At 70.5% G+C, this 23296-nt stretch carries 2 protein-coding genes; both read left to right on the top strand.

Annotation, left to right across the window (positions count from 1 at the left end):
- The first annotated feature begins 1260 nt into the window (after positions 1-1260).
- On the top strand, positions 1261-11778 hold the full coding sequence (locus tag AB0G01_RS21765; RefSeq protein WP_360948217.1) for an SDR family NAD(P)-dependent oxidoreductase: 10518 nt from the start codon (positions 1261-1263) through the stop codon (positions 11776-11778).
- The gene (locus AB0G01_RS21760) at positions 11775-23255 is read left to right on the top strand and encodes an SDR family NAD(P)-dependent oxidoreductase (protein WP_360948215.1); all 11481 of its coding nucleotides are present in this window, start codon (positions 11775-11777) and stop codon (positions 23253-23255) included. The genes AB0G01_RS21765 and AB0G01_RS21760 overlap by 4 nt, the downstream gene beginning before the upstream one ends.
- Positions 23256-23296 lie beyond the last annotated feature (41 nt).

Below are 23296 nucleotides of genomic sequence, written 5' to 3'. Positions count from 1 at the left end.
CACCCGGCAGCCCGGACCGGGTGGCCAGGTAGGCGCGTCGTGCCGCAACGGAACGGGACGAAGACCTGGCGGTCGCTGAACGACGGGCGCACCCCCGCGTGGTGGGCGATACCGAGGGGGAGCGGACGGGGGTGGCGGTGATCCCGGGGCAGCCGTGTTCCGGACATCTCCGAACTGCGGAAAACACCCTTGCCGGACACGTTCCGGACGAATGTTTCGGCGTCGCGCAACCCGCCATCAACAGGTCCGCTACGATACCGCGTCCACGAGACGTCGAAAAGTTGGTCGGCGTCGGGTCAGGCGAAGGTTTAGCGTCTCACATGGCGGCGCGGGGCCTCCCGGCCGAAGTGAAGTCCTCGGTCATGGCGGGCTGAGCAGGTGGAACGTTATGCGATACGTATAGTGATTTCAGTGGAGACTTAACTCCGCGTCGCGCCGGGCAGGGCTGCGCCTCGGCGGGGAAAAACCAGACCTAAAACATTTCAGAACCAGTTCTCGCTTTGGCAATCACCGCTTTCGATTATGTTGGCCGGCGCGCCTCGGTGAAGAGCCTCGACTCACGGCGCGAGCACGGTTTGCGGCACGCCGTCGTCTTGTTCACCACCCGTCCGGCCCCGGGCTGGTCGGCCCGCGCCCGTGGTGGCGGCCGTCACGCAAGGGCTCGCGGGTGGCGTGCGGTGAGAACTTGCTGACCACGGCGGGGGTGGCACCCCTGGCCCGCGAAGCCACGCCGCTTGGTCTTCGGCTGTGCCTCACTCGTCTGGCCGTACATGGCGGGCACGCTCCGTGAGGTCCACTGGCCCCTTTGGCGCAGCAAAGGGGGCCATCGGCGTGTACGGACGCGTCCATTTGGCCGTTTCTCGCCAGTTGGTTTTGTCGTTTTCTGTCGGTCGCGCATGATTCCCAGGTACGGTCCCCGCACCGCACACCGCCGTGCCGCCGAAAAATCCGTGACATCGCTCGGTGGTTGCCGTACGCGTGCGCGGGGTGTCTCTGCTGTTTGTTGTTTGCTTCCGAGGGGGATCAGGTCGCGCCGTGTTTTGACCGGGAAAAGCTGTGGTTCGCGGCACCGGCTCGTGCCGGTGGTCGCGGGGCGCAGGTGCTGAGTCGACGGCCGGAGAGTGAAAACTATTCACGTCCGGGTCGGGTCCGCGCGGAATCAGAGCCACACGACATGACTGATCGTCGACATGCCCATCACCACCGCACCCCGTCGAGCCACCGGCGGGGAATTGACCAACGCCTTCATGAGGGGACGACATGAGGGGTACCGCAGCGCGCTCGGACAGGCAGCGGATCGCCATCGTGGGAATCGCGTGCCGCCTGCCGGGCGCTTCGGGGCCGGAGGAGTTCTGGCGCGTGCTGCGGGACGGGGTCGACGCGACCCGGGACCGCGCCGCCGACCGCGCGGTCGGCCCGGAGCGCGGCGGGTTCGTCGACGGCGTGGACGAGTTCGACGCCGGCTTCTTCGCCCTGCCCCCGAGGGAGGCCGCCGAGACCGACCCCCAGCAGCGGCTCGCCCTCGAACTGGCGTGGCAGGGCTTCGAGGACGCGGGCGTCGTCGCGCGCGACGCCACCGGGCGGGTCGGCGTCTACCTGGGCGTCATGGCCGCCGACTACGCCGACCTCGTCGCGATGTCCGGCTCCGTCACCCGCCACACCCTCACCGGCCTCGGCCGCGCGATGGTCGCCAACCGGGTCTCCCGCGCGCTGGGCCTGGGCGGCCCGAGCATGACCGTCGACACCGGGCAGTCGTCCTCGCTGGTCGCGGTCCACCTCGCGTGCGAGAGCCTGCGCAACGGCGAGTCCGACATCGCGCTGGCGGGCGGTGTCCACCTCAACGTCTCACCCCTGAGCACCCCCGTCGTCGAGGCGGCGGGCGCGCTCTCGCCGGACGGCAAGTGCCACGTCTTCGACGAGCGGGCGAACGGCTACGTGCGCGGCGAGGGCGGCGGCGTCGTCGTCCTCAAGGCGCTGGACCGGGCCATCGCCGACGGCGACCACGTCTACGCGGTCATCGAGGGCAGCGCCGTCAGCACCGGCACCGGCGACGGCGGCCTCACCGTGCCGAGCGCCACCGCCCAGTCCCGCACCATCGCCGAGGCCCTGGACCGGGCCGGGATCGCCCCGGACGCGGTGCAGTACGTCGAGCTCCACGGCACCGGCACCCGGGTCGGCGACCCCGTCGAGGCCGAGGCGCTCGGCACCGCCTACGGGCGGTCGCGCACCACCCCGCTCGCGGTGGGCTCGGTCAAGACCAACATCGGCCACCTCGAAGGCGCGGCCGGGATCGCGGGCCTGATCAAGGCGGCGCTGTGCGTCGACCGGCGCGAACTCGTGCCGAGCCTCCACTTCGCCCGTCCCCACCCGGACATCCCCCTGGACGAGCTGCGCCTGCGCGTCGCCACCGCCGCCGAGGCGTGGCCCGCCGCCGAGCAGCCGGTCACGGCGGGGGTGACCTCGCTGGGTATCGGCGGCACGTGCTGCCACGTCCTCCTCACCGCCGCACCCGCCGCGCCCGAGCCCGTCGCCGCCGAGCCGCTCGCGGTGCCGGTGCCGGTGCTGGTGTCGGGCAAGGGCGAGGCGGCCCTCCTGGCGCAGGCCGAACGCCTGCGCGAGCACCTGGTGGCCCGGCCGGAGCTGGGAGTGGCCGACCTCGGGTTCTCCCTCGCGACCACGCGCGCCCGGTTCACCGATCGGACGGCCGTCGTCGCCACGGACCGCCGGGAACTGCTGGCCGGTCTGACCGCATTCACGACTCGTGGTCGTCCGGTGTCGGGTAAGACGGCGGTGTTGTTCACTGGTCAGGGTTCGCAGCGGGCCGGGATGGGTGCGGAGTTGGCTGCTGCCTACCCGGTGTTCGCCCGAGCGTTGGACGAGGTGTGCGCGGAGCTTGATTCGCGGCTTGGTCGGTCGTTGAAGGCGTTGCTGTTCGCGGCCGAGGGCTCGCCCGAGGCTGGATTGCTGGACTCCACGGAGTTCACCCAGGCCGCTCTGTTCGCCGTCGAGGTGTCGCTCTACCGGCTCGTCGAGTCGCTGGGTGTCCGGCCGGATGTCCTGATTGGACACTCGGTCGGTGAGATCGCGGCGGCGCACGTCGCCGGGGTGCTGTCTCTTGCTGACGCGAGCGCGCTGGTCGTCGCCCGAGGTCGTCTGATGGGCGCGTTGCCCGCCGGTGGCGGCATGGCGGCGGTGCAGGCGACGGAGGAGGAAGTTCTCCCCTCTCTGGCCAAGTTCGAGGGTCGGTTGTCGATCGCGGCGGTGAACGGTCCGCGTTCGGTGGTGGTGTCGGGTGACGTGGACGCGGTGGAGGAGTGGTTGCCGCACTGGCAAGACCGCAAGTTCACCCGTCTTCGGGTGAGCCACGCCTTCCACTCCCACCGCATGGACCCGATGTTGGCCGAGTTCCGTGCGGTAGCCGCAGGACTCAGGTTCGAGCAGCCGCGTATCCCGGTCGTGTCGAACCTGACCGGTGGTCTGGTGACCGCCGAGCTGACGAAGCCTGGCTACTGGGTCGATCACGTCCGCCGAGCGGTGCGGTTCTTCGACGGTGTGCGGACGTTGCGCGCCGAGGGCGTGACCAGGTTCCTGGAGTTGGGGCCGGACGCGGTGTTGACCGCCCTGGCGCGGCAGGTCCTCGACGGCGAGCACGCGGTGTTCGCCTCGGCCATGCGGGCGGGTCAGTCCGAGGCGAGGGTCTTCGCCTGCTTCCTGGGTCAGGCGCACAACGCCGGCGTCGAGATCGACTGGGACGCCTTCTACCGCCCTCTCGGTGCCCGACGCGTGCCGCTGCCGACGTACGCCTTCCAGCGCGAACGCCACTGGCTCCCGTCACACCCCGTCGGTGCCGCCGACCGCCCCGCCGAGGAGCGCGGTGCGCTGTTCCGGGTGGACTGGACGACGGCCCCCGACGCTGCGGTGCCGGCGAGGGTCGCCGTTCTCGGCGACCTCGACGTCCCGGGAGACCACTACGCCGACCTGGCAGCGCTGGAGCGGGCGCTGGCCGATGGTGTTCCGGCTCCGGATGCCGTGCTCGTCGAGGTCCCGCGCGTGTCCGGTGGCGTGGCGGAATCCGCGCGAGCGGTCACCACGACCGTGCTCGACCTGGTGCGGCGGTGGCTGGCCAGTGCGCGGACGGCCGACGTGCGTCTTGTGGTGGTGACGCGGCGTGCGGTTGCGGTGGGGGTGGAGTCTCCGGATTTGGTGCAGTCTCCGGTGTGGGGTTTGGTGCGCGCTGCGCAGTCGGAGCATCCGGGCCGGTTGGTGTTGGTTGATGTGGACGACTCCGCGCCGGACTGGTCTGCGTTGGTGGGGTTGGACGAGCCGCAGGTGGCGGTGCGTGGTGGCCGGGTGTTGGTGCCCCGGCTCGCCCCGGTCGGGCGGACCGTGCCGTCCGAGGTGCCGTCGCTGGACCCCGACGGCACGGTGCTGATCACCGGTGGCAGCGGCGCGCTGGGCGTGTCGGTGGCCCGCCACCTCGTGCGGCGGCACGGAGTCAAGCACCTCGTGCTTGCTAGCCGCCGTGGCGAGGCTCCCGGACTGGAAGACCTCGGCAGCGGGGTGCGGGTGGTGGCGTGCGACGTCGCCGACCGCGACCAGGTGGCCGCTCTGCTGGACTCGATCGAGCGCCCGCTGACCGCCGTGGTGCACGCCGCCGGTGTCCTCGACGACGGTGTGGTCGAGTCGTTGACGCCCGAGCAGGTGGATCGGGTGCTGCGGCCCAAGGTGGACGGTGCGCTGTACCTGCACGAGTTGACGGCGGGCTTGGACCTGTCGGCCTTCGTGCTGTTCTCGTCGGTGGCCGCTGTGGTCGGCAGCCCGGGTCAGGGCAACTACGCCGCCGCGAACGCGTTCCTGGACGCGCTGGCGGCGCACCGCCGGGCGGCCGGGCTGCCCGCGACCTCGCTGGCCTGGGGCCTCTGGGCCGACGAGCGCGGAATGGTGGGAGCGCTGGACGAGATCGGCCTGGCGCGCTGGGCGCGGATGGGCGTCCGGCCGCTGCCCACCGCGTCCGCCCTGGCACTGCTGGACGAGGCGCTGCGCTCGGACGAAGCGCTGCTGGTCCCGGTGCGGCTGGACCGGGACGCGCTCGACGAGCAGGCCCCCGCCGTGCTGCGCGGGCCGGTGTCGAAGCAGGTGCGCCGCGAAGCGGGCGGATCGCTGGCCCGCACGCTGGCGGGCGTGCCCGAGGACGATCGCGAGCGCGTCGTGCTCGACGTCGTCCAGGCTCAGGTCGCGGCGGTGCTGGGGCACGCTTCGGGCACCGCCGTCGACCCTGACCGGGCGTTCCGGGAACTCGGCTTCGACTCGCTCGCCGGCGTCGAGCTGCGCGGCCGGTTGGCCGAGGTCGCCGGGATCACGCTGCCCGACACCCTGGTCTTCGACCACCCGACCCCGGCGGCCGTCGCCCGCCTGCTGCTCTCCCGGGTCGACGGCACCGGCCGGCGCGCGGCAGCCACGTCGACCCGGGCGCGGCCCGCCGCATCGGACGAGCCGCTGGCGATCGTGGGCATGAGCTGCCGCTACCCGGGCGGGGTCACGTCGCCGGAGGAGCTGTGGCGACTCGTCGCCGAGGGGCGTGACGCGATCTCCGGGTTGCCCGAGGATCGCGGCTGGGACCTGGAGCGCCTGACCGACCCCGACCCGGAGCGGACGGGCACGCTGTCCACCCGTGGCGGCGGCTACCTCGACAACCCCGGCGACTTCGACGCCGGGTTCTTCGGGATCAGCCCGCGCGAGGCGCTGGCCACCCACCCCCAGCAGCGGTTGGTGCTGGAGGCGTCGTGGGAGGCGCTGGAGGACGCGGGGATGGACCCGACGTCGTTGCGCGGCACGGACACCGGCGTGTTCTGCGGCGTCATGTCGTTGGGCGACTACGGCGGCACGATGCCGCCGGAGCTGGAGGGCTTCCGGCTGACCGGCACGACCCCCAGCGTCGTCTCGGGCCGGATCGCGTACACCCTCGGGTTGGAGGGGCCTGCGGTCACGGTGGACACGGCGTGCTCCTCGTCGCTGGTCGCTCTGCACATGGCCGCCCAGGCGCTGCGCAACGGTGAGTGCTCGTTGGCGCTGGCCGGTGGCGTGACTGTCATGGCCGGACCGTTCCTGCTGGTGGAGTTCAGCAGGCAGCGCGGGTTGTCGCCGGACGGCCGGTGCAAGTCCTACGCGGCCGGGGCGGACGGAACCGGGTTCTCGGACGGGTTGGGCCTGGTCGTCCTGGAGCGGTTGTCGGACGCGCGTCGCAACGGCCGTCAGATCCTCGGGTTGCTGCGGGGCAGTGCGGTCAACCAGGACGGTGCGAGCAACGGTTTGACCGCGCCGAACGGTCCGTCACAGGAGCGGGTGATCCGGCAGGCGTTGGCGAGCGCGGGTCTGAGTGCTGCCGAGGTCGACGCGGTGGAGGGTCATGGCACGGGCACCAAGCTCGGTGATCCCATTGAGGCGCAGGCGTTGTTGGCGACCTATGGCCAGGAGCGCTCGGCCGGTCCGTTGCGACTGGGGTCGATCAAGTCGAACATCGGTCACACGTCTGCGGCTGCTGGTGTGGCCGGTGTGATCAAGATGGTGCAGGCGATGCGCCACGGCGTGCTGCCCAGGACGTTGAACGTCGACGAGCCCTCGCCTCGGGTCGACTGGTCCTCCGGTGAGGTCAGGCTGTTGACCGAGGCCGAGCAGTGGCCTGCTGGTGATCGGCCGCGCCGGGCCGGTGTGTCGTCGTTCGGCATCAGCGGCACCAACGCGCACGTCATCATCGAAGAGGCACCGCGTGAGAAGCAGGTGCGGCCCGAGGGTTCCTACGCGGGACCGGTGCCCGTTCTCGTGTCGGGCAAGGGGGAAGCGGCACTCCGGGCGCAGGCCGACCGGCTGCGCGACCACTTGGCCGCGCGACCCGGGCTGAACCTGGTAGACGTCGCGTTCTCGGCCGCGACGACGCGGGCCCAGCTCGACGAGCGCGCGGTGGTCGTGGCATCGGACCGGGAAGAGCTGCTGGCCGGGCTGGACGCGCTCACAACGCGGGGCAGGCCGACGCCGGGCAAGACGGCGGTGTTGTTCACCGGTCAGGGTTCGCAGCGGGCCGGGATGGGTGCCGGGTTGGCTGCGGCCTACCCGGTCTTCGCCGAAGCGCTCGACGAGGTCTGCGCGGAGCTCGACTCGCGGCTTGGTCGGTCGTTGAAGGCGGTGTTGTTCGCGGCCGAGGGCTCGCCCGAGGCCGCGTTGCTGGACTCGACCGAATTCACGCAGGCCGCGTTGTTCGCTGTTGAGGTGTCGCTCTACCGGCTCGTCGAGTCGTTGGGTGTTCGTCCGGATGTCCTGATTGGACACTCGGTCGGTGAGATCGCGGCAGCGCACGTCGCGGGTGTGCTGTCCTTGGCCGATGCGTCCACGTTGGTGGTGGCCCGGGGTCGTCTGATGGGCGCGTTGCCCGCCGGTGGCGGTATGGCGGCGGTGCAGGCGACCGAGGAAGAGGTTCTGCCCTCCCTGATCGGCTTCGAGGACCAGTTGTCGATCGCGGCGGTCAACGGTCCGCGCTCGGTGGTGGTGTCCGGCGACGTGGACGCGGTGGAGGAGTGGTTGCCGCAGTGGAGTGACCGCAAGACCACGCTTCTCCGGGTCAGCCATGCGTTCCACTCCCACCGCATGGACCCGATGCTGGCCGAGTTCCACGCGGTGGCCGAAGGGTTGACGTTCGCGCAGCCCCGCATTCCCGTGGTGTCGAACCTGACCGGTGGTCTGGTGACCACCGAGCTGACCGAGCCCGGCTACTGGGTCGATCACGTCCGCCAGGCGGTGCGGTTCCTCGACGGTGTGCGGACTCTGCGCGCCGAGGGCGTGACCAGGTTCCTGGAGCTGGGTCCGGACGCGGTGCTGACCGCCCTCGCGCGGCAGACCGTGGACAGCGACGAGGCGGTGTTCGCCTCCACCATGCGCGCGCGCCAGCCGGAAGCGGAGACCTTCGCGGGTTTCCTGGGGCAGGCCCACATCGCCGGCGTCGGGATCGACTGGAACGCCTTCTACGCCACGACCGGCGCACAACGCGTCGCGCTGCCCACCTACGCCTTCCAGCGCGAGCGCTACTGGATCTCCTCCGGCGGCGACGCGGGTGACCCCGTCGCGGCGGGCCTGGGACGGGTCGACCACCCGTTGCTGGCGGCTGCGGTGCGGATCGCGGACCGGGACGAGTGGGTGTTCACCGGCCGGGTGTCGTCGGATGCGGTGCCGTGGGTCCGCGATCACGTCGTGCTGGGCACGGCACTCGTGCCCGGGACCGCGCTGGTGGAGCTGGTGCTCGCGGCCGGTCGGCACGTCGGCAGTGCGGTGGTCGAGGAGCTGGTGCTCGAAGCACCGCTGCTCCTGCCCGGGACGGGGTCGGTCGGCCTCCAGATCACCGTGGGGGAGGCGGGCGAGGACGGTCGCCGCGAGGTGGCGCTCTACTCGCGTTCCGAAGCCGGGGACGGGCAGGACACGACCTGCCACGCGCGGGGTGCGCTGGTCGCCGAGGCGGTGCCGTTCGCGCCCTTCCCGGCGGTGTGGCCGCCCGCCGACGCCCGGCCGGTCGCGGTCGACGCCCTCTACGCCGGGCTGGCCGAGGCGGGTTACGACTACGGCCCGCTGTTCCAAGGGGTGCGGGCGGCCTGGCGGGACGACGAGCACGTCTACGCGGAACTCGTGCTGCCGGAACAGGATGGCGGCGCGGGCTTCGGCATCCACCCGGCACTGTTCGACGCAGCCCTGCACGCAGGTCTCGACCGCGTGGCGGGCGGTGACACCTCCACGACCCAGCTCCCGTTCTCGTGGTCCAGGGTGTGGCTCCGGGAGACCGGGCGCACCTCGGCACGGGTCCGCATCGGGTCGGCGGGCGACTCCGGGTTGCGCGTCGACCTCGCCGGGGAGCACGGCGAACCGGTGGCGGGCGTTGAGCTGCTGGCGTTCCGCCCCGTGGACCAGGCGCGGCTCGCCGGGGCCGGGCAGTCCGGTCCCACCTCGCTCTACGAGGTCGACTGGACCGAGGTCACCGACACCGGGGCAGACGCGCCGGGCCGCGTGGCGGTGCTGGGCGCGGAGTACGCCGACCTCGACGACCTGGAGTCGGCGCTGGCCGACGGGACCGCCGAGCTGCCGGACGTCGTCGTCGCCCCGATTCCGACCGTCGCGGAGAACGACGTGGCCCAGGGCGCTCGCAGCGCCACCGCCGACGCGTTGGGGCTGCTGCGCCGCTGGCTGGCCGATGACCGCTGGGTCGACGCGCGTCTTGTGGTGGTGACGCGGCGTGCGGTGGCGGTGGGGGTGGAGTCTCCGGATTTGGTGCAGTCTCCGGTGTGGGGTTTGGTGCGTACGGCGCAGTCGGAGCATCCGGGCCGGTTGGTGTTGGTTGATGTGGACGACTCGGTGCCGGACTGGCCCGCCTTGGTGGGGTTGGACGAGCCGCAGGTGGCGGTGCGTGGTGGCCGGGTGTTGGTGCCTCGGTTGGTGCGGACTGTTGTTCCGCCTGTGGGTGCGTGGCGGTTGTCGATTGAGCGGAAGGGTTCGCTGGACGATCTGGCGATTGTGGGTTCCGATGGTGGTCGGCCGTTGGGTGTGGGCGAGGTACGGGTGGGGGTTCGCGCTGCGGGCTTGAACTTCCGTGACGTCCTGATCGCCCTCGGGACCTACCCGGGCGAGGCACCGCTGGGCAGTGAGGCTGCGGGTGTCGTGCTGGAGGTCGGTGCCGACGTGACCGGCCTGGCCGTGGGCGACCGGGTCATGGGCTTGGTGCCCGACTCCTTCGGCAACACGGCGGTCACCGACCGGCGGATGGTCGTGCCAATGCCCGACGGGTGGTCCTTCGCGGAAGCGGCATCGGTGCCGCTCGTGTTCCTCACCGCCTACTACGGGTTGGTGGATTTGGCCAAGCTGTCTCGTGGTGAGCGTGTGTTGGTGCATGCGGCTGCGGGTGGTGTGGGTATGGCTGCGGTGCAGTTGGCGCGTTATTTGGGTGCTGAGGTGTTCGCGACGGCGAGTGCGCCGAAGTGGGATGCGGTGCGGGCATTGGGTGTGGCGGGTGAGCGGATCGCGTCGTCGCGTGATGTGGGGTTCCGGGAGAAGTTCCTGGGGTTGACCGGTGGTGCCGGTGTGGACGTGGTGTTGGACGCGTTGGCCGGTGAGTTTGTTGATGCGTCGTTGGATTTGTTGCCGCGTGGTGGTCGGTTTGTCGAGATGGGCAAGGCGGATCTGCGTGATCCGGAGGTGGTGGCGCGGGAGCACCCGGGGGTTCGTTATCGGGCGTATGACTTGTTCGAGGCGGGTCCGGAGCGCATTCAGGAGATGCTGCTGGAGGTCGTGGGCCTGTTCGAGCAGGGCGTGCTGAGCCACTCGCCGATCCGGACGTGGGACGTGCGGCGGGGTGCGGAGGCGTTCCGGTTCCTGCGCGAGGGCCGCAACACCGGGAAGGTCGTTCTCACGGTTCCGGCTCCTGTCGACCCCGAGGGCACGGTTTTGATCACCGGCGGTACGGGTGGTCTGGGTGCGTTGTTCGCCCGGCATTTGGTGACCCGGCACGGTGCGCGGCACCTGTTGCTGGTCAGCCGCCGTGGCCCGAACGCCGAGGGCGTCCCCGAGCTGGTCGCGGAGTTGGAGGGTCTGGGCAGTGAAGTGCGGGTGGCGGCTTGTGACGTCGCCGACCGCGACCAGGTGGCCGGGCTGCTGGGTTCGTTGGAACGTCCGCTGACGGCCGTGGTGCACGCGGCGGGCGTGCTGGACGACGGGTTGCTGGAGTCGTTGACCCCGCAGCACTTCGACCGGGTCATGCGGCCCAAGCTGGATGCCGCCCTGCACCTGCACGAGCTCACGGCAGACCAAGAACTGTCGGCGTTCGTGCTGTTCTCCTCGGTCGCCGCGTTGATCGGCAATCCCGGTCAGGGCAACTACGCGGCGGCGAACGCGTTCCTCGACGCGCTGGCGGCCAAGCGGCACGCGGCCGGCCTGCCCGCCACCTCGCTGGCGTGGGGCCTGTGGGCCGAGGAGCGCAGCATGGCGGGCACGCTGGACGAGGCCGGTGTGGCGCGGTGGGCCCGGATGGGCATCAAGGCGCTGCCGACCGACCTCGGCCTGGACCTGTTCGACGCGGCCCACCGGGTCGACGCGCCGTTCCAGGTGCCGGTCCTGCTCGACCTGGGCGTGCTGAGGGCCCAGGCCCGATCAGGCCTGCTGCCCGCGTTGCTGCGCGGCCTGGTCAAGGCCCCGGCCCGGCGCGCGGAGTCCGCAGGAGGGTCGCTGGTCCAACGGCTGGTGGGCGTTGCGGAAGCCGATCGTGAGCGGGTCGTCCTCGACCTGGTGCGCGCGCAGGTCGCCGCAGTGCTCGGCCACGCCTCGCCCGAGGCGATCGACGTCGGCAGGCCGTTCAAGGCCCTCGGCTTCGACTCGCTCGCCGGTGTCGAACTGCGCAACCGCCTGATCCAGACCAGCGGACTGCGGCTGCCGTCCACGCTGGTGTTCGACCACCCGACCCCGGTCGGGGTCGGGCGGTACCTGCTCGCCGAGGTCGGCGGGCCGGCGGAGGAAGTTCCGCCGCTGGAGGAAGCGGTGCGCAAGGTCGAGGCGCTGCTGACCCAGGTGACGGACGAGCGGGAGCTCGCCCGGTTCGAACCACGCCTGCGCGCCCTCAACAACCGACTGCTCTCCGTGCTCGCCGGGGCGGCGGGCCTGCACCACGACGCGGACGACGAGGTGGACGACGACCTCGACTCGGTGTCCGACGACGACATCTTCGATCTGATCGACAAGGAGCTCGGATCGGCATGACCCAGGGCACTGACAGCGGTTCGACGACCGACGAGCAGAAGCTCCGCACGTACCTGCGGAAGGTGACCACCGAGTTGCGCACGGCCAACCGCCGGGTGCGCGAACTCGAACAACGCGACATCGAGCCGTTGGCGATCGTGGGCATGAGCTGCCGCTACCCCGGTGGGGTGAGTTCGCCTGAGCAACTGTGGCAACTCGTGGCCGAGGGTCGTGATGCGGTCGGTCCGTTGCCGGGTGATCGTGGTTGGGACCTGGAGCGGTTGTACGACCCGGACCCGGAGCGGGTCGGGAGTGTGTATGCGTCGGGTGGCGGGTTTGTCGAAGGCGTGGCCGACTTCGACGCCGGGTTCTTCGGCGTCAGCCCGCGCGAGGCGCTGGCGATGGACCCGCAGCAGCGGTTGTTGCTGGAGGCGTCGTGGGAGGCGTTCGAGGACGCCGGGATCGACCCGAACTCGCTGCGCGGCTCCAACACCGGTGTGTTCTGCGGTGGCCTCAGCTCCGACTACGGCGGCACGATGCCGCCGGAGCTGGAGGGCTTCCGCCTGACCGGCACCACGTCCAGCGTCCTGTCCGGCCGGATCGCGTACACCCTCGGGTTGGAGGGGCCTGCGGTGTCGGTGGACACGGCGTGTTCGTCGTCGTTGGTGGCACTGCACTTGGCAGCTCAGGCGTTGCGCAACGGTGAGTGCTCGTTGGCGCTGGCCGGTGGCGTGACCATCATGGCGGGGCCGTTCCTGTTGCTGGAGTTCAGCAGGCAGCGCGGGCTGGCACCGGATGGTCGGTGCAAGTCCTACGCGGCAGGCGCGAACGGGACCGGGTTTTCGGACGGTCTGGGTCTGTTGGTGTTGGAACGCTTGTCCGAAGCGCGCCGCAACGGTCACCAGGTGTTGGCCGTGGTGCGGGGCAGCGCGGTCAACCAGGACGGTGCGAGCAACGGTTTGACCGCGCCGAACGGTCCGTCGCAGGAGCGGGTGATTCGCCAGGCGTTGGCCAGTGCGGGCTTGAGCCCGGCCGACGTGGACGCGGTGGAAGGTCACGGGACCGGTACGCGGTTGGGTGATCCGATCGAGGCTCAGGCGTTGCTGGCGACTTACGGGCGTGAGCGGGCTGGTGGTCCGTTGCGGTTGGGGTCGATCAAGTCGAACATCGGTCATACGTCTGCGGCTGCGGGTGTGGCTGGTGTGATCAAGATGGTGCAGGCGATACGCCACGGCGTGCTGCCCAAGACGTTGAACGTGGACGAGCCGTCGCCGCACATCGACTGGGATGCCGGTGACATCAGGCTGTTGACCGAGGCCGAGGAATGGCCCGCCGGTGACCGGCCCCGACGCGCTGCGGTGTCGTCGTTCGGCATCAGCGGTACCAACGCGCACATGATCATCGAGGAAGCGCCTGTTGAGGACGCTCCCGCCGTCATTCCGGCTCCGGTGTCGATTCCCGTGCCGGTGTTGGTGTCGGGTAAGGGCGAGGCGGCGCTCAGGGCGCAGGCCGACCGCCTGCACGGGTACTTGGTGGCTCAGCCCGAGTTGAACCTGGTAGACGTCGCGTTCTCGGCCGCGACGACGCGGGCCCAGCTCGACGAGCGTGCGGTGGTCGTGGCGTCGGGTCGGGACGAGTTGTTGGCGGGTCTGGCGGCGCTGACCACTCGTGGTCGGCCTGTTGCCGGTAAGACGGCGGTGTTGTTCACCGGTCAGGGTTCGCAGCGGGCCGGAATGGGTGCGGGGTTGGCTGCGGCCTACCCGGTGTTTGCTGCGGCGTTGGACGAGGTGTGCGGGGAGCTCGATTCGCGGCTTGGTCGGTCGTTGAAGGCGTTGCTGTTCGCGGCCGAGGGTTCGCCCGAGGCTGGATTGCTGGACTCGACCGAATTCACCCAGGCCGCGTTGTTCGCGGTCGAGGTTTCTCTTTACCGGCTTGTCGAGTCACTTGGCATCCGTGCGGATGTCCTGATTGGACATTCGGTGGGTGAGATCGCGGCGGCGCATGTCGCCGGGGTGTTGTCTCTTGCCGATGCGTCCGCGTTGGTGGTGGCTCGTGGTCGTCTGATGGGCGCACTTCCGACCGGTGGTGGTATGGCGGCGGTGCAGGCGACGGAGGAGGAAGTTCTTCCTTCTCTGGTCGAGTTCGAGGGCCGGTTGTCGATCGCTGCCGTGAACGGTCCGCGTTCGGTGGTGGTGTCGGGTGATCTTGACGCCGTGGAGGGGTGGTTGCCGCAGTGGAGCGACCGCAAGACCACGCGCCTGCGAGTGAGCCATGCCTTCCACTCGCATCGTATGGATGCGATGTTGGCCGAGTTCCGCGCGGTCGCTGAAGGGTTGACGTTCGAGCAGCCGCGCATTCCCGTGGTGTCGAACCTGACCGGCGGTCTGGTGACTGCCGAGTTGACGAAGCCCGGTTACTGGGTGGATCACGTTCGGCAGGCGGTGCGGTTCTTCGACGGTGTGCGGACGTTGCGCGCTGAAGGGGTTACGCGGTTCTTGGAGTTGGGTCCGGATGCGGTGTTGACCGCGATGGCCCGACAGGCCGTGGACAGTGACGATGCCGTGTTCGCCTCGGCCATGCGGGCTCGTCAGCCGGAGCCGGAGACCTTTGCCGGGTTCTTGGGGCAGGCGCACATCGCCGGGGTCGAGATCGACTGGAACGCCTTCTACGCCCACACCGGGGCACGGCGCGTCGAGCTGCCGACCTACGCCTTCCAGCATGAGCGCTACTGGCTCGCGCCCGGTACCTGGTCCACTGACCCCGCAGCCTCCGGTCTCGGGCGACTGGACCACCCGCTGCTGGCCGCCGCCGTGCAGGTCGGCGACCGGGACGAGTGGGTCCTCACCGGCCGCATCTCCACGGACACCGCCCCTTGGACGCGGGACCACGTCGTGCTGGGCACGGTGCTGGTGCCCGGGACCGCGTTGGTGGAGCTGGCGCTCGCGGCCGGTCGGCACGTCGGCAGCCCGGTGGTCGAGGAGCTGGTGCTCGAAGCGCCGCTGGTGCTCGACCGCGACGGTGCAAGACAGATTCAGGTCACCGTCACCCCGGCCGACGACGACGGTCGCCGCGAGGTGGCGCTCTACTCCCGTGCGGTCGACGGCGGTCGTGAGACGACCTGCCACGCGCGCGGGTGGCTGGCGCTGGACTCCGAAACCCCGGTGCCCTTCCCCGCGCAGTGGCCGCCGGCGGATGCCGAGCCGGTGGACGTCGACGTGCTCTACCCGCGCCTGGCCGAGATCGGTTACGAGTACGGCCCCGTCTTTCAAGGACTCCTCGCGGCGTGGCGCGACGGCGACGACGTCTACGCCGAGGTCGCCCTACCCGACGAGCACGCCGACGCGGCCCGCAAATTCGGCCTTCACCCGGCGCTGTTCGACGCCGCCCTGCACGCCGCGCTGCTCGACAAGGAGCCGGGTGCCGCAGCGGACCTGCCTTTCTCGTGGACCGGGGTCCGGCTCGACGGGCAGGGCGTCGGACGGGTGCGGGTGCGGATCTCCCGGACGGGTGCTTCCGCGCTGCGGATCGACATCGCGGGCGAGCACGGGCAGCCGGTCGCGAGCGTGGGCAGCCTCGCCCTGCGGCCCGTCGACCCGATCCAGCTCGCCGTCGCCGGCGGGTCGGGTCCCGACTCGCTCTACGCGGTCGAGTGGACCGCCGTCACCGTGCCCGGTGCGGTGGACGCGGTGGAGACCGCTCTCCTCGGTCCCGACTGGGACTTGGACGCGGTGGCCGAGGTGTCCGGGATCGTGATCGCGACGGTGGAGACCCCGGCGGGTGATGTCGCCGAAACCGCCCACGCGGTGGCCGCGCGCACGCTGGACCTGGTGCGGCGGTGGCTGTCCGAAACCCGCCCGGCCGACGCACGGCTTGTGGTGGTGACGCGCAACGCGGTCGCCGTCGGCGATGAGCTCGCGGATCTCGCGCAGGCCCCCGTGTGGGGTCTGGTGCGCAGCGCGCAATCGGAACACCCGGGCCGGGTGCTGCTCGTCGATCTCGACGGTGCCGAGCCGGAGTGGTCTGTGTTGGTGGGGTTGGATGAGCCGCAGGTGGCGGTGCGTGGTGGCCGGGTGTTGGTGCCTCGGTTGGTGCGGGCTGTTGTTCCGCCTGTGGGTGCGTGGCGGTTGTCGATTGAGCGGAAGGGTTCGCTGGACGATCTGGCGATCGTGGGTTCCGATGGTGATCGGCCGTTGGGCACTCGTGAGGTGCGGGTGGGGGTTCGGGCTGCGGGTCTGAATTTCCGTGATGTGTTGATCGCGCTGGGTCTTTACCCCGGTGATGCGCCGTTGGGCAGTGAGGCTGCCGGTGTGGTGCTGGAGGTCGGTGCCGAGGTCGCGGACCTTGAGCCCGGTGACCGGGTGATGGGCCTGGTGCTGGACTCGTTCGGCCCGGTGGCGGTGGCCGACCGGCGGATGATCGTGTCGATGCCGGAGGGTTTCTCCTTCGCTGAGGCTGCTGCGGTTCCGGTGGTGTATTTGACGGCGTTGTACGGGTTGGTGGATTTGGCCAATCTGTCTCGTGGTGAGCGTGTGTTGGTGCACGCCGCCGCTGGTGGTGTGGGTATGGCTGCGGTGCAGTTGGCGCGTCATCTGGGTGCTGAGGTGTTCGCGACGGCGAGTGCGCCGAAGTGGGATGCGGTGCGGGCGTTGGGTGTGGCGGGTGAGCGGATCGCGTCGTCGCGTGACTTGGGGTTCCGGGAGAAGTTCCTGGGTTTGACTGACGGTGCCGGTGTGGATGTGGTGTTGGACGCGTTGGCCGGTGAGTTTGTTGATGCGTCGTTGGATTTGTTGCCGCGTGGTGGTCGGTTTGTCGAGATGGGCAAGGCCGATGTCCGGGACGCGGACGAGGTTGCTGCTGCGCGTCCGGGCGTGCGCTACCAGTCCTATGACTTGTTCGAGGCGGGTCCTGAGCGCATTCAGGAGATGCTGCTGGAGGTCGTGGGCCTGTTCGAGCAGGGTGTGCTGTCGCATTCGCCGATCCGGACGTGGGATGTGCGGCGGGGTGCGGAGGCGTTCCGCCTGCTCCGCGAGGGCCGCAACACCGGCAAGGTCGTGCTCACGGTTCCGGCTCCTCTCGACCCCGAGGGCACGGTCTTGATCACCGGCGGCACGGGTGGTCTGGGTGCGCAGTTCGCCCGGCACCTGGTGACCCGGCACGGTGCGCGGCACCTGTTGCTGGTCAGCCGCCGTGGCCTGAACGCCGAGGGAACGGCTGACCTCGTCGCCGACCTCGAAGAGCTCGGCAGTGAAGTGCGGGTGGCGGCTTGTGACGTCGCCGACCGCGACCAGGTGGCCGGGCTGCTGGGTTCGCTGGAACGTCCGCTCACGGCCGTGGTGCACGCGGCCGGGGTGCTGGATGACGGCGTGATCGAAACCTTGACCGCCGAACAGCTCGACCGGGTGCTGCGGCCGAAGTTGGATGCCGCCCTGCACCTGCACGAGCTGACGGCGGGGCAGAACCTGTCGGCGTTCGTGCTGTTCTCGTCGGTGGCGGCTCTCGTCGGCAGTCCGGGTCAGGGCAACTACGCCGCCGCGAACGCCTTCCTGGACGCCCTTGCCTCCCGGCGCAGGGCCGAAGGGCTCGCCGCGAGTTCCCTCGCCTGGGGCCTCTGGGCCGAAGAGCGCAGCATGGCGGGCACGCTGGATGAGGCGAGCGTGGCGCGCTGGGCGCGGATGGGCATCGCGTCCTTCGCCACCGAACGCGGCCTGGAACTGTTCGACGCGGCCCACCAGGTCGACGCGGCCCTGCTCGCGCCGGTCGCGCTCGACCTGGGCGCGCTGCGGGCGCAGGCCCGGTCGGGCCTGCTGCCCGCGCTGCTGCGCGGCCTGGTCCGCACGGCGGCCCGCCGCGTGCAGACCGACGGGTCGCTGGCCCAGCGGCTCGCGGGCGTGCCTGAGGGTGACCGGCTGCCCGTGGTGCTGGAGCTGGTGCAGGCGCAGGTCGCCGCCGTGCTCGGGCACCCGTCGTCCACGGCTGTCGATCCCGAGCGGGCGTTCAAGGAGCTCGGGTTTGATTCGTTGGCCGCTGTGGAGCTGCGTAATCGTCTGACTCAGGCGAGTGGTGTGCGGCTGCCGTCGACGCTGGTCTTCGACCACCCGACGCCGATGGCCGTCACCCGGCTCCTGGTCACCGAGGCGGGCGGCGCGGAGCAGGAGCGCAAGCCCGCGCCGGTCGCGCGCCGCGTCAAGGCGGACGAGCCGTTGGCGATCGTGGGCATGAGCTGCCGCTACCCCGGTGGGGTGAGTTCGCCTGAGCAGTTGTGGCGGTTGGTGGCGGAGGGTCGTGATGCGGTCGGTCCGTTGCCGGGTGATCGTGGTTGGGACCTGGAGCGGTTGTACGACCCGGACCCTGAGCGGGTCGGGAGTGTGTATGCGTCGGGTGGCGGGTTCGTCGAGGGTGTGGCGGACTTCGACGCCGGGTTCTTCGGTGTGAGTCCGCGTGAGGCGTTGGCGATGGACCCGCAGCAGCGGTTGTTGCTGGAGGCGTCGTGGGAGGCGTTCGAGGATGCGGGCCTCGATCCGACGTCGTTGCGGGGTTCGGACACGGGCGTGTTCTGCGGTGTGGTGGCGTCGGACTACGGCGGCACGATGCCGCCGGAGCTGGAGGGCTTCCGCTTGACCGGCACGACGACCAGCGTGGCCTCGGGCCGCGTGGCGTACACGCTGGGGTTGGAAGGTCCGGCGGTGTCGGTGGACACGGCGTGTTCGTCGTCGTTGGTGGCTTTGCACATGGCTTCTCAGGCGTTGCGCAGTGGTGAGTGCTCGCTGGCTTTGGTGGGTGGGGTGACCATCATGGCCGGGCCGTTCCTGTTGCAAGAGTTCAGCAGGCAGCGCGGCCTGGCTCCCGATGGCCGGTGCAAGTCCTATGCGGCTGGGGCGGATGGGACCGGGTTCTCTGACGGTCTGGGTCTGTTGGTGTTGGAGCGTTTGTCGGACGCGCGTCGCAACGGTCGTCGCATCCTGGGTGTGGTGCGGGGTAGTGCGATCAACCAGGACGGTGCGAGCAATGGCTTGACCGCGCCGAACGGTCCCTCGCAGGAGCGGGTGATTCGCCAGGCGTTGGCGAACGCCGGGGTGAGTGCTGCCGAGGTCGACGCGGTGGAGGGCCACGGCACGGGTACTCGGTTGGGTGATCCGATCGAGGCTCAGGCGTTGTTGGCGACTTATGGTCAGGAGCGTTCGGCTGGTCCGCTTCGTCTGGGGTCGATCAAGTCGAATATTGGTCATACGTCTGCGGCTGCTGGTGTGGCTGGTGTGATCAAGATGGTGCAGGCGATGCGTCATGGTGTGTTGCCGAGGTCGTTGAATGTGGATGAGCCGTCGCCGCATGTGGATTGGGATGCGGGCGAGGTCCGGTTGTTGACCGAGGCCGAGCAGTGGCCTGCTCGTGATCGGCCGCGTCGGGCTGGTGTGTCGTCGTTCGGCATCAGTGGTACCAACGCGCACGTCATCATCGAGGAAGCGCCCCGCCAGGAGGAGAAGCAGGTCGAGCGCATCGCCTTCGGGCCGGTGCCGGTGCTGCTCTCGGCCAAGGACGAGTCGGCGCTCCAGGCGCAGGCCGAACGGCTGCGCGAGCACCTTGCCGCCCGTCCCGAACTGGAACCGGTGGACATCGGTTTTTCCTCTGTGACGACGCGGACCCAGTTCGATGAGCGTGCGGTGGTCGTGGCGTCGGATCGGGATGAGTTGTTGGTGGGTCTGGCGGCGCTGACGACTCGTGGTCGTCCGGTGTCGGGTAAGACGGCGTTGTTGTTCACGGGTCAGGGTTCGCAGCGGGCCGGGATGGGCGCTGAGCTTGCTGCCGCGTATCCGGTCTTCGCCGAAGCGCTCGACGAGGTGTGCGCGGAGCTCGATTCGCGGCTTGGTCGGTCGTTGAAGGCGTTGCTGTTCGCGGCCGAGGGTTCGCCCGAGGCTGGGTTGCTGGACTCGACGGAGTTCACCCAGGCCGCTCTGTTCGCCGTTGAGGTGTCGCTCTACCGGCTCGTCGAGTCGCTGGGTGTCCGGCCGGATGTCCTGATTGGACATTCGGTGGGGGAGATCGCAGCGGCGCATGTGGCGGGTGTGTTGTCTTTGGCTGACGCGTCCGCGTTGGTGGTGGCTCGGGGTCGTTTGATGGGTGCACTTCCTGTCGGTGGTGGTATGGCGGCGGTGCAGGCGACGGAGGAGGAGGTTCTTCCTTCGTTGGTGGCGTTCCATGGCCGGTTGTCGATTGCGGCGGTGAATGGTCCGCGTTCGGTTGTGGTGTCGGGTGATCTTGAGGCGGTGGAGGAGTGGTTGCCGCAGTGGCAGGACCGTAAGACCACGCGCCTGCGGGTGAGTCATGCCTTCCACTCGCATCGCATGGATGCGATGTTGGTGGAGTTCCGTGCGGTCGCTGAAGGGTTGACGTTCGAGCAGCCGCGCATTCCCGTGGTGTCGAACCTGACCGGTGGTTTGGTGACTGCCGAGCTGACCGAGCCTGGGTATTGGGTGGATCACGTCCGTCAGGCGGTGCGGTTCTTCGACGGGGTTCGGACGCTTCAGGCTGAAGGGGTTACGCGGTTCTTGGAGTTGGGGCCGGATGCGGTGTTGACCGCGGTGGCCCGTCAGGCCGTGGACAGTGATGACGCTGTGTTCGCCTCGGCGATGCGGGCTCGTCAGCCCGAGCCGGAGACGTTCGCCGGGTTCCTGGGGCAGGCGCACATCGCGGGCGTCCCGGTTGACTGGGCGGCTTTCTACGCTCCCGCCAGCGCACAGCGCGTCGAGCTGCCCACCTACGCCTTCCAGCGCGACCGGTACTGGCTCGCGTCCGGTGCCGCGTCCGGGGACGCGGTTGCGGTCGGTCTCGGGCGGCTGGACCACCCGCTGCTGGCCGGGGCGGTGCAGGTCGGTGACGGCGACGAGTGGGTGCTCACCGGGCGCGTCTCGCTGGACAACGCGCCCTGGGTTCGCGACCACGCGGTCCTCGGGACCGTACTCATGCCGGGCACGGGCCTGGTTGAACTGGCCCTCGCCGCCGGCGCGCACGTCGGCAGCCCGGTCGTGGACGAGTTGGTGCTCGAAGCGCCGCTGGTCCTCGACGAGGACGGCGCGCGGCAGTTGCAGGTGACGGTGGGCGAGGCGGACGAGGACGGTCGCCGTGAGGTCGCCGTCTACTCCCGTTCCGGAGCAGGAGAGGCGATCTGCCACGCGCGGGGCGTGCTGACCGGCGAGGCCGGGGTGGTGGTGCCGCTCGTCGGCCAGTGGCCGCCCACGGGTGCCGAGCCGGTCGCGGTCGACGCCCTCTACGCCGGGCTGGCGGAAGCGGGCTACGACTACGGTCCCGCGTTCCAGGGCGTGCGGCAGGCGTGGCGCGACGGCGAGCACGTGTACGCCGAGGTCGCCCTCCCGGACGAGTACGCCGAGTCGGCGGGTGGGTTCGTGATTCACCCGGCGCTGTTCGACGCCGCCCTGCACGGTGGTCTCGGGTGGTTGGGCGGCGACGGTTCGTCGGCGCTGCTGCCGTTCTCGTGGTCGGGTGTGCGGGTCGAGCGGGCGGGCCGCGCGTCGGTGCGGGTCCGCATCGGGTCGGCGGGTGACGCCGCGCTCCGCGTCGACGTCCTCGGTGACCTCGGTGAAGTCGTCGGCTCGGTCGAATCGCTCGTCACCCGGCCGGTCGACCCGGCCCAGCTCGCGGGTGCGCGGCGGACCGGTTCGGGCTCGCTGTTCCAGGTCGATTGGGCTCCGGTGGGGGTGTCGGCTGGTTCGGTGCGGGTGGTGGCTCTGGGCGAGGTGCCTGGTGTGTCGGAGCGGTTCGCCGATTTGGACGTGTTGGAGCGGGCGGTCGCGGAGGGCGCTTCGGTGCCGGACGTGGTGTTGGCCGTTGTTGAGGCAACGGGAACGGGTGCTGAGGTCGCGCGGGCGGTCACCGGGCAGACCTTGGCGTTGCTCCAGCGGTGGTTGACCGCCGAGCTGCTGACCGACGCCCGGTTGGTCGTGGTGACGCGCGAGGCCATCGCGGTCGGTGGTGAGTCGCCGGATCTGGTGCAGTCCCCGGTGTGGGGTTTGGTGCGTAGTGCGCAGTCCGAGCATCCGGGTCGGTTCGTCCTGGTTGATGTGGATGGGTCCGCGCCGGATTGGTCGGTGTTGGTGTCGGCTGATGAGCCGCAGCTCGCGGTGCGTGAGGGCAAGGCGTTCGCGCCTCGGCTGACCCGCGCCTCGGCGGCACCCGCTGACACGCGGCCGATGTCTCTCGACCCCGAAGGCACGGTTCTGGTCACCGGCGGTACGAGTGGTCTGGGTGCGTTGTTCGCCCGGCACTTGGTCCGGCAGCACGGTGCGAAGCACTTGCTGTTGGTCAGCCGTCGGGGCGAGGCGGCCGAGGGCGTGGCCGGGTTGGTCGCGGAGCTGGAGGGCCTGGGCAGTCAGGTCCGGGTGGCGGCGTGTGACGTCGCCGACCGTGACCAGGTGGCGGGGTTGCTCGGTTCGCTTGGTCGTCCGCTCACGGCGGTGGTGCATTCGGCTGGTGTGTTGGACGACGGTGTGGTCGAGTCGTTGACCCCGGAGCGGTTGGACCGGGTGTTGCGGCCGAAGTTGGACGCGGCCCTGCACCTGCACGAGTTGACGGCCGGTCAGGACCTCGCTGCGTTCATCGTGTTCTCCTCGGTGGCGGCGCTGGTCGGCAGTCCCGGCCAGGGCAACTACGCCGCCGCGAACGCGTTCCTCGACGCCCTCGCCGCCCGGCGACGTGCCGAAGGGCTCGCCGCGACCTCGCTGGCCTGGGGGCTGTGGGCCGAGGCGGGCGGCATGGCGGGTGGCTTGGACGACACCGACCTGGCCCGCCTGGAGCGCATGGGCGTCGGTGCCCTGCCGACGGAACTGGGCCTGGAGCTGTTCGACCAGGCGTCCACTTCGGACACCGCCCTGCTGGTGCCGGTCCGCCTCGACCTGGGCGCGCTGCGCGTCCAGGCCCGCTCGGGCGCGCTGCCCGCGCTGCTGCGCGGCCTCGTGCCCGCCCCGGCCCGCCGGGCCGAGCAGGCGGGGTCGCTGGCCCAGCGGTTGGCCGGGGTGCCCGCCGAGCAGTGGGAGAGCGTCACCCTGGACCTGGTGCGCACCCAGGTCGCGGCCGTCCTCGGCCACGCCTCGCCCGGCGCGGTGGAACCCGAGCGCGCGTTCCGCGACCTCGGCTTCGACTCGCTGGCGGCGGTGGACCTGCGCAACAGGCTGGCCAAGGCCAGCGGCGTGCGGCTGCCCTCCACGCTGGTCTTCGACCACCCGACCTCCGCCGCCGTGGCCAAGCTCCTCCTCGACGAGGTGGGCGGCGCGGCCGAACACCCCACCGCCGAGCAGGAGCTGACCCGGCTCGAAGCACTCCTGGCCGACGCCGCGGTGGGCGAGCGGCAGCGCGTGGCCGGCCGGCTGCGCACCCTGCTGGCCACGCTCACCGACGACGGCGAGCGCGGCACCAGCGAGCAGATCGAGGCGGCCACGACGGCCGACGAGGTCTTCCAACTCCTCGACGCGGAATTCGGTGACCTGTGACCACACCAACCCCGCGACCGCACGACCGCACGACCACTGGG

This window comes from Actinosynnema sp. NPDC023587, from assembly GCF_040640215.1.
Taxonomy (GTDB): domain Bacteria; phylum Actinomycetota; class Actinomycetes; order Mycobacteriales; family Pseudonocardiaceae; genus Actinosynnema.
Note: the sequence above shows the minus strand (reverse complement) of the source record. Positions and strands in the feature narration are given on the sequence as shown.

Bases quoted from the DNA above. Each gene is read 5' to 3' on its own strand.
- AB0G01_RS21765 (WP_360948217.1), top strand. From the start codon at position 1,261: ATGAGGGGTACCGCAGCGCGCTCGGACAGGCAGCGGATCGCCATCGTG.
- AB0G01_RS21760 (WP_360948215.1), top strand. From the start codon at position 11,775: ATGACCCAGGGCACTGACAGCGGTTCGACGACCGACGAGCAGAAGCTC.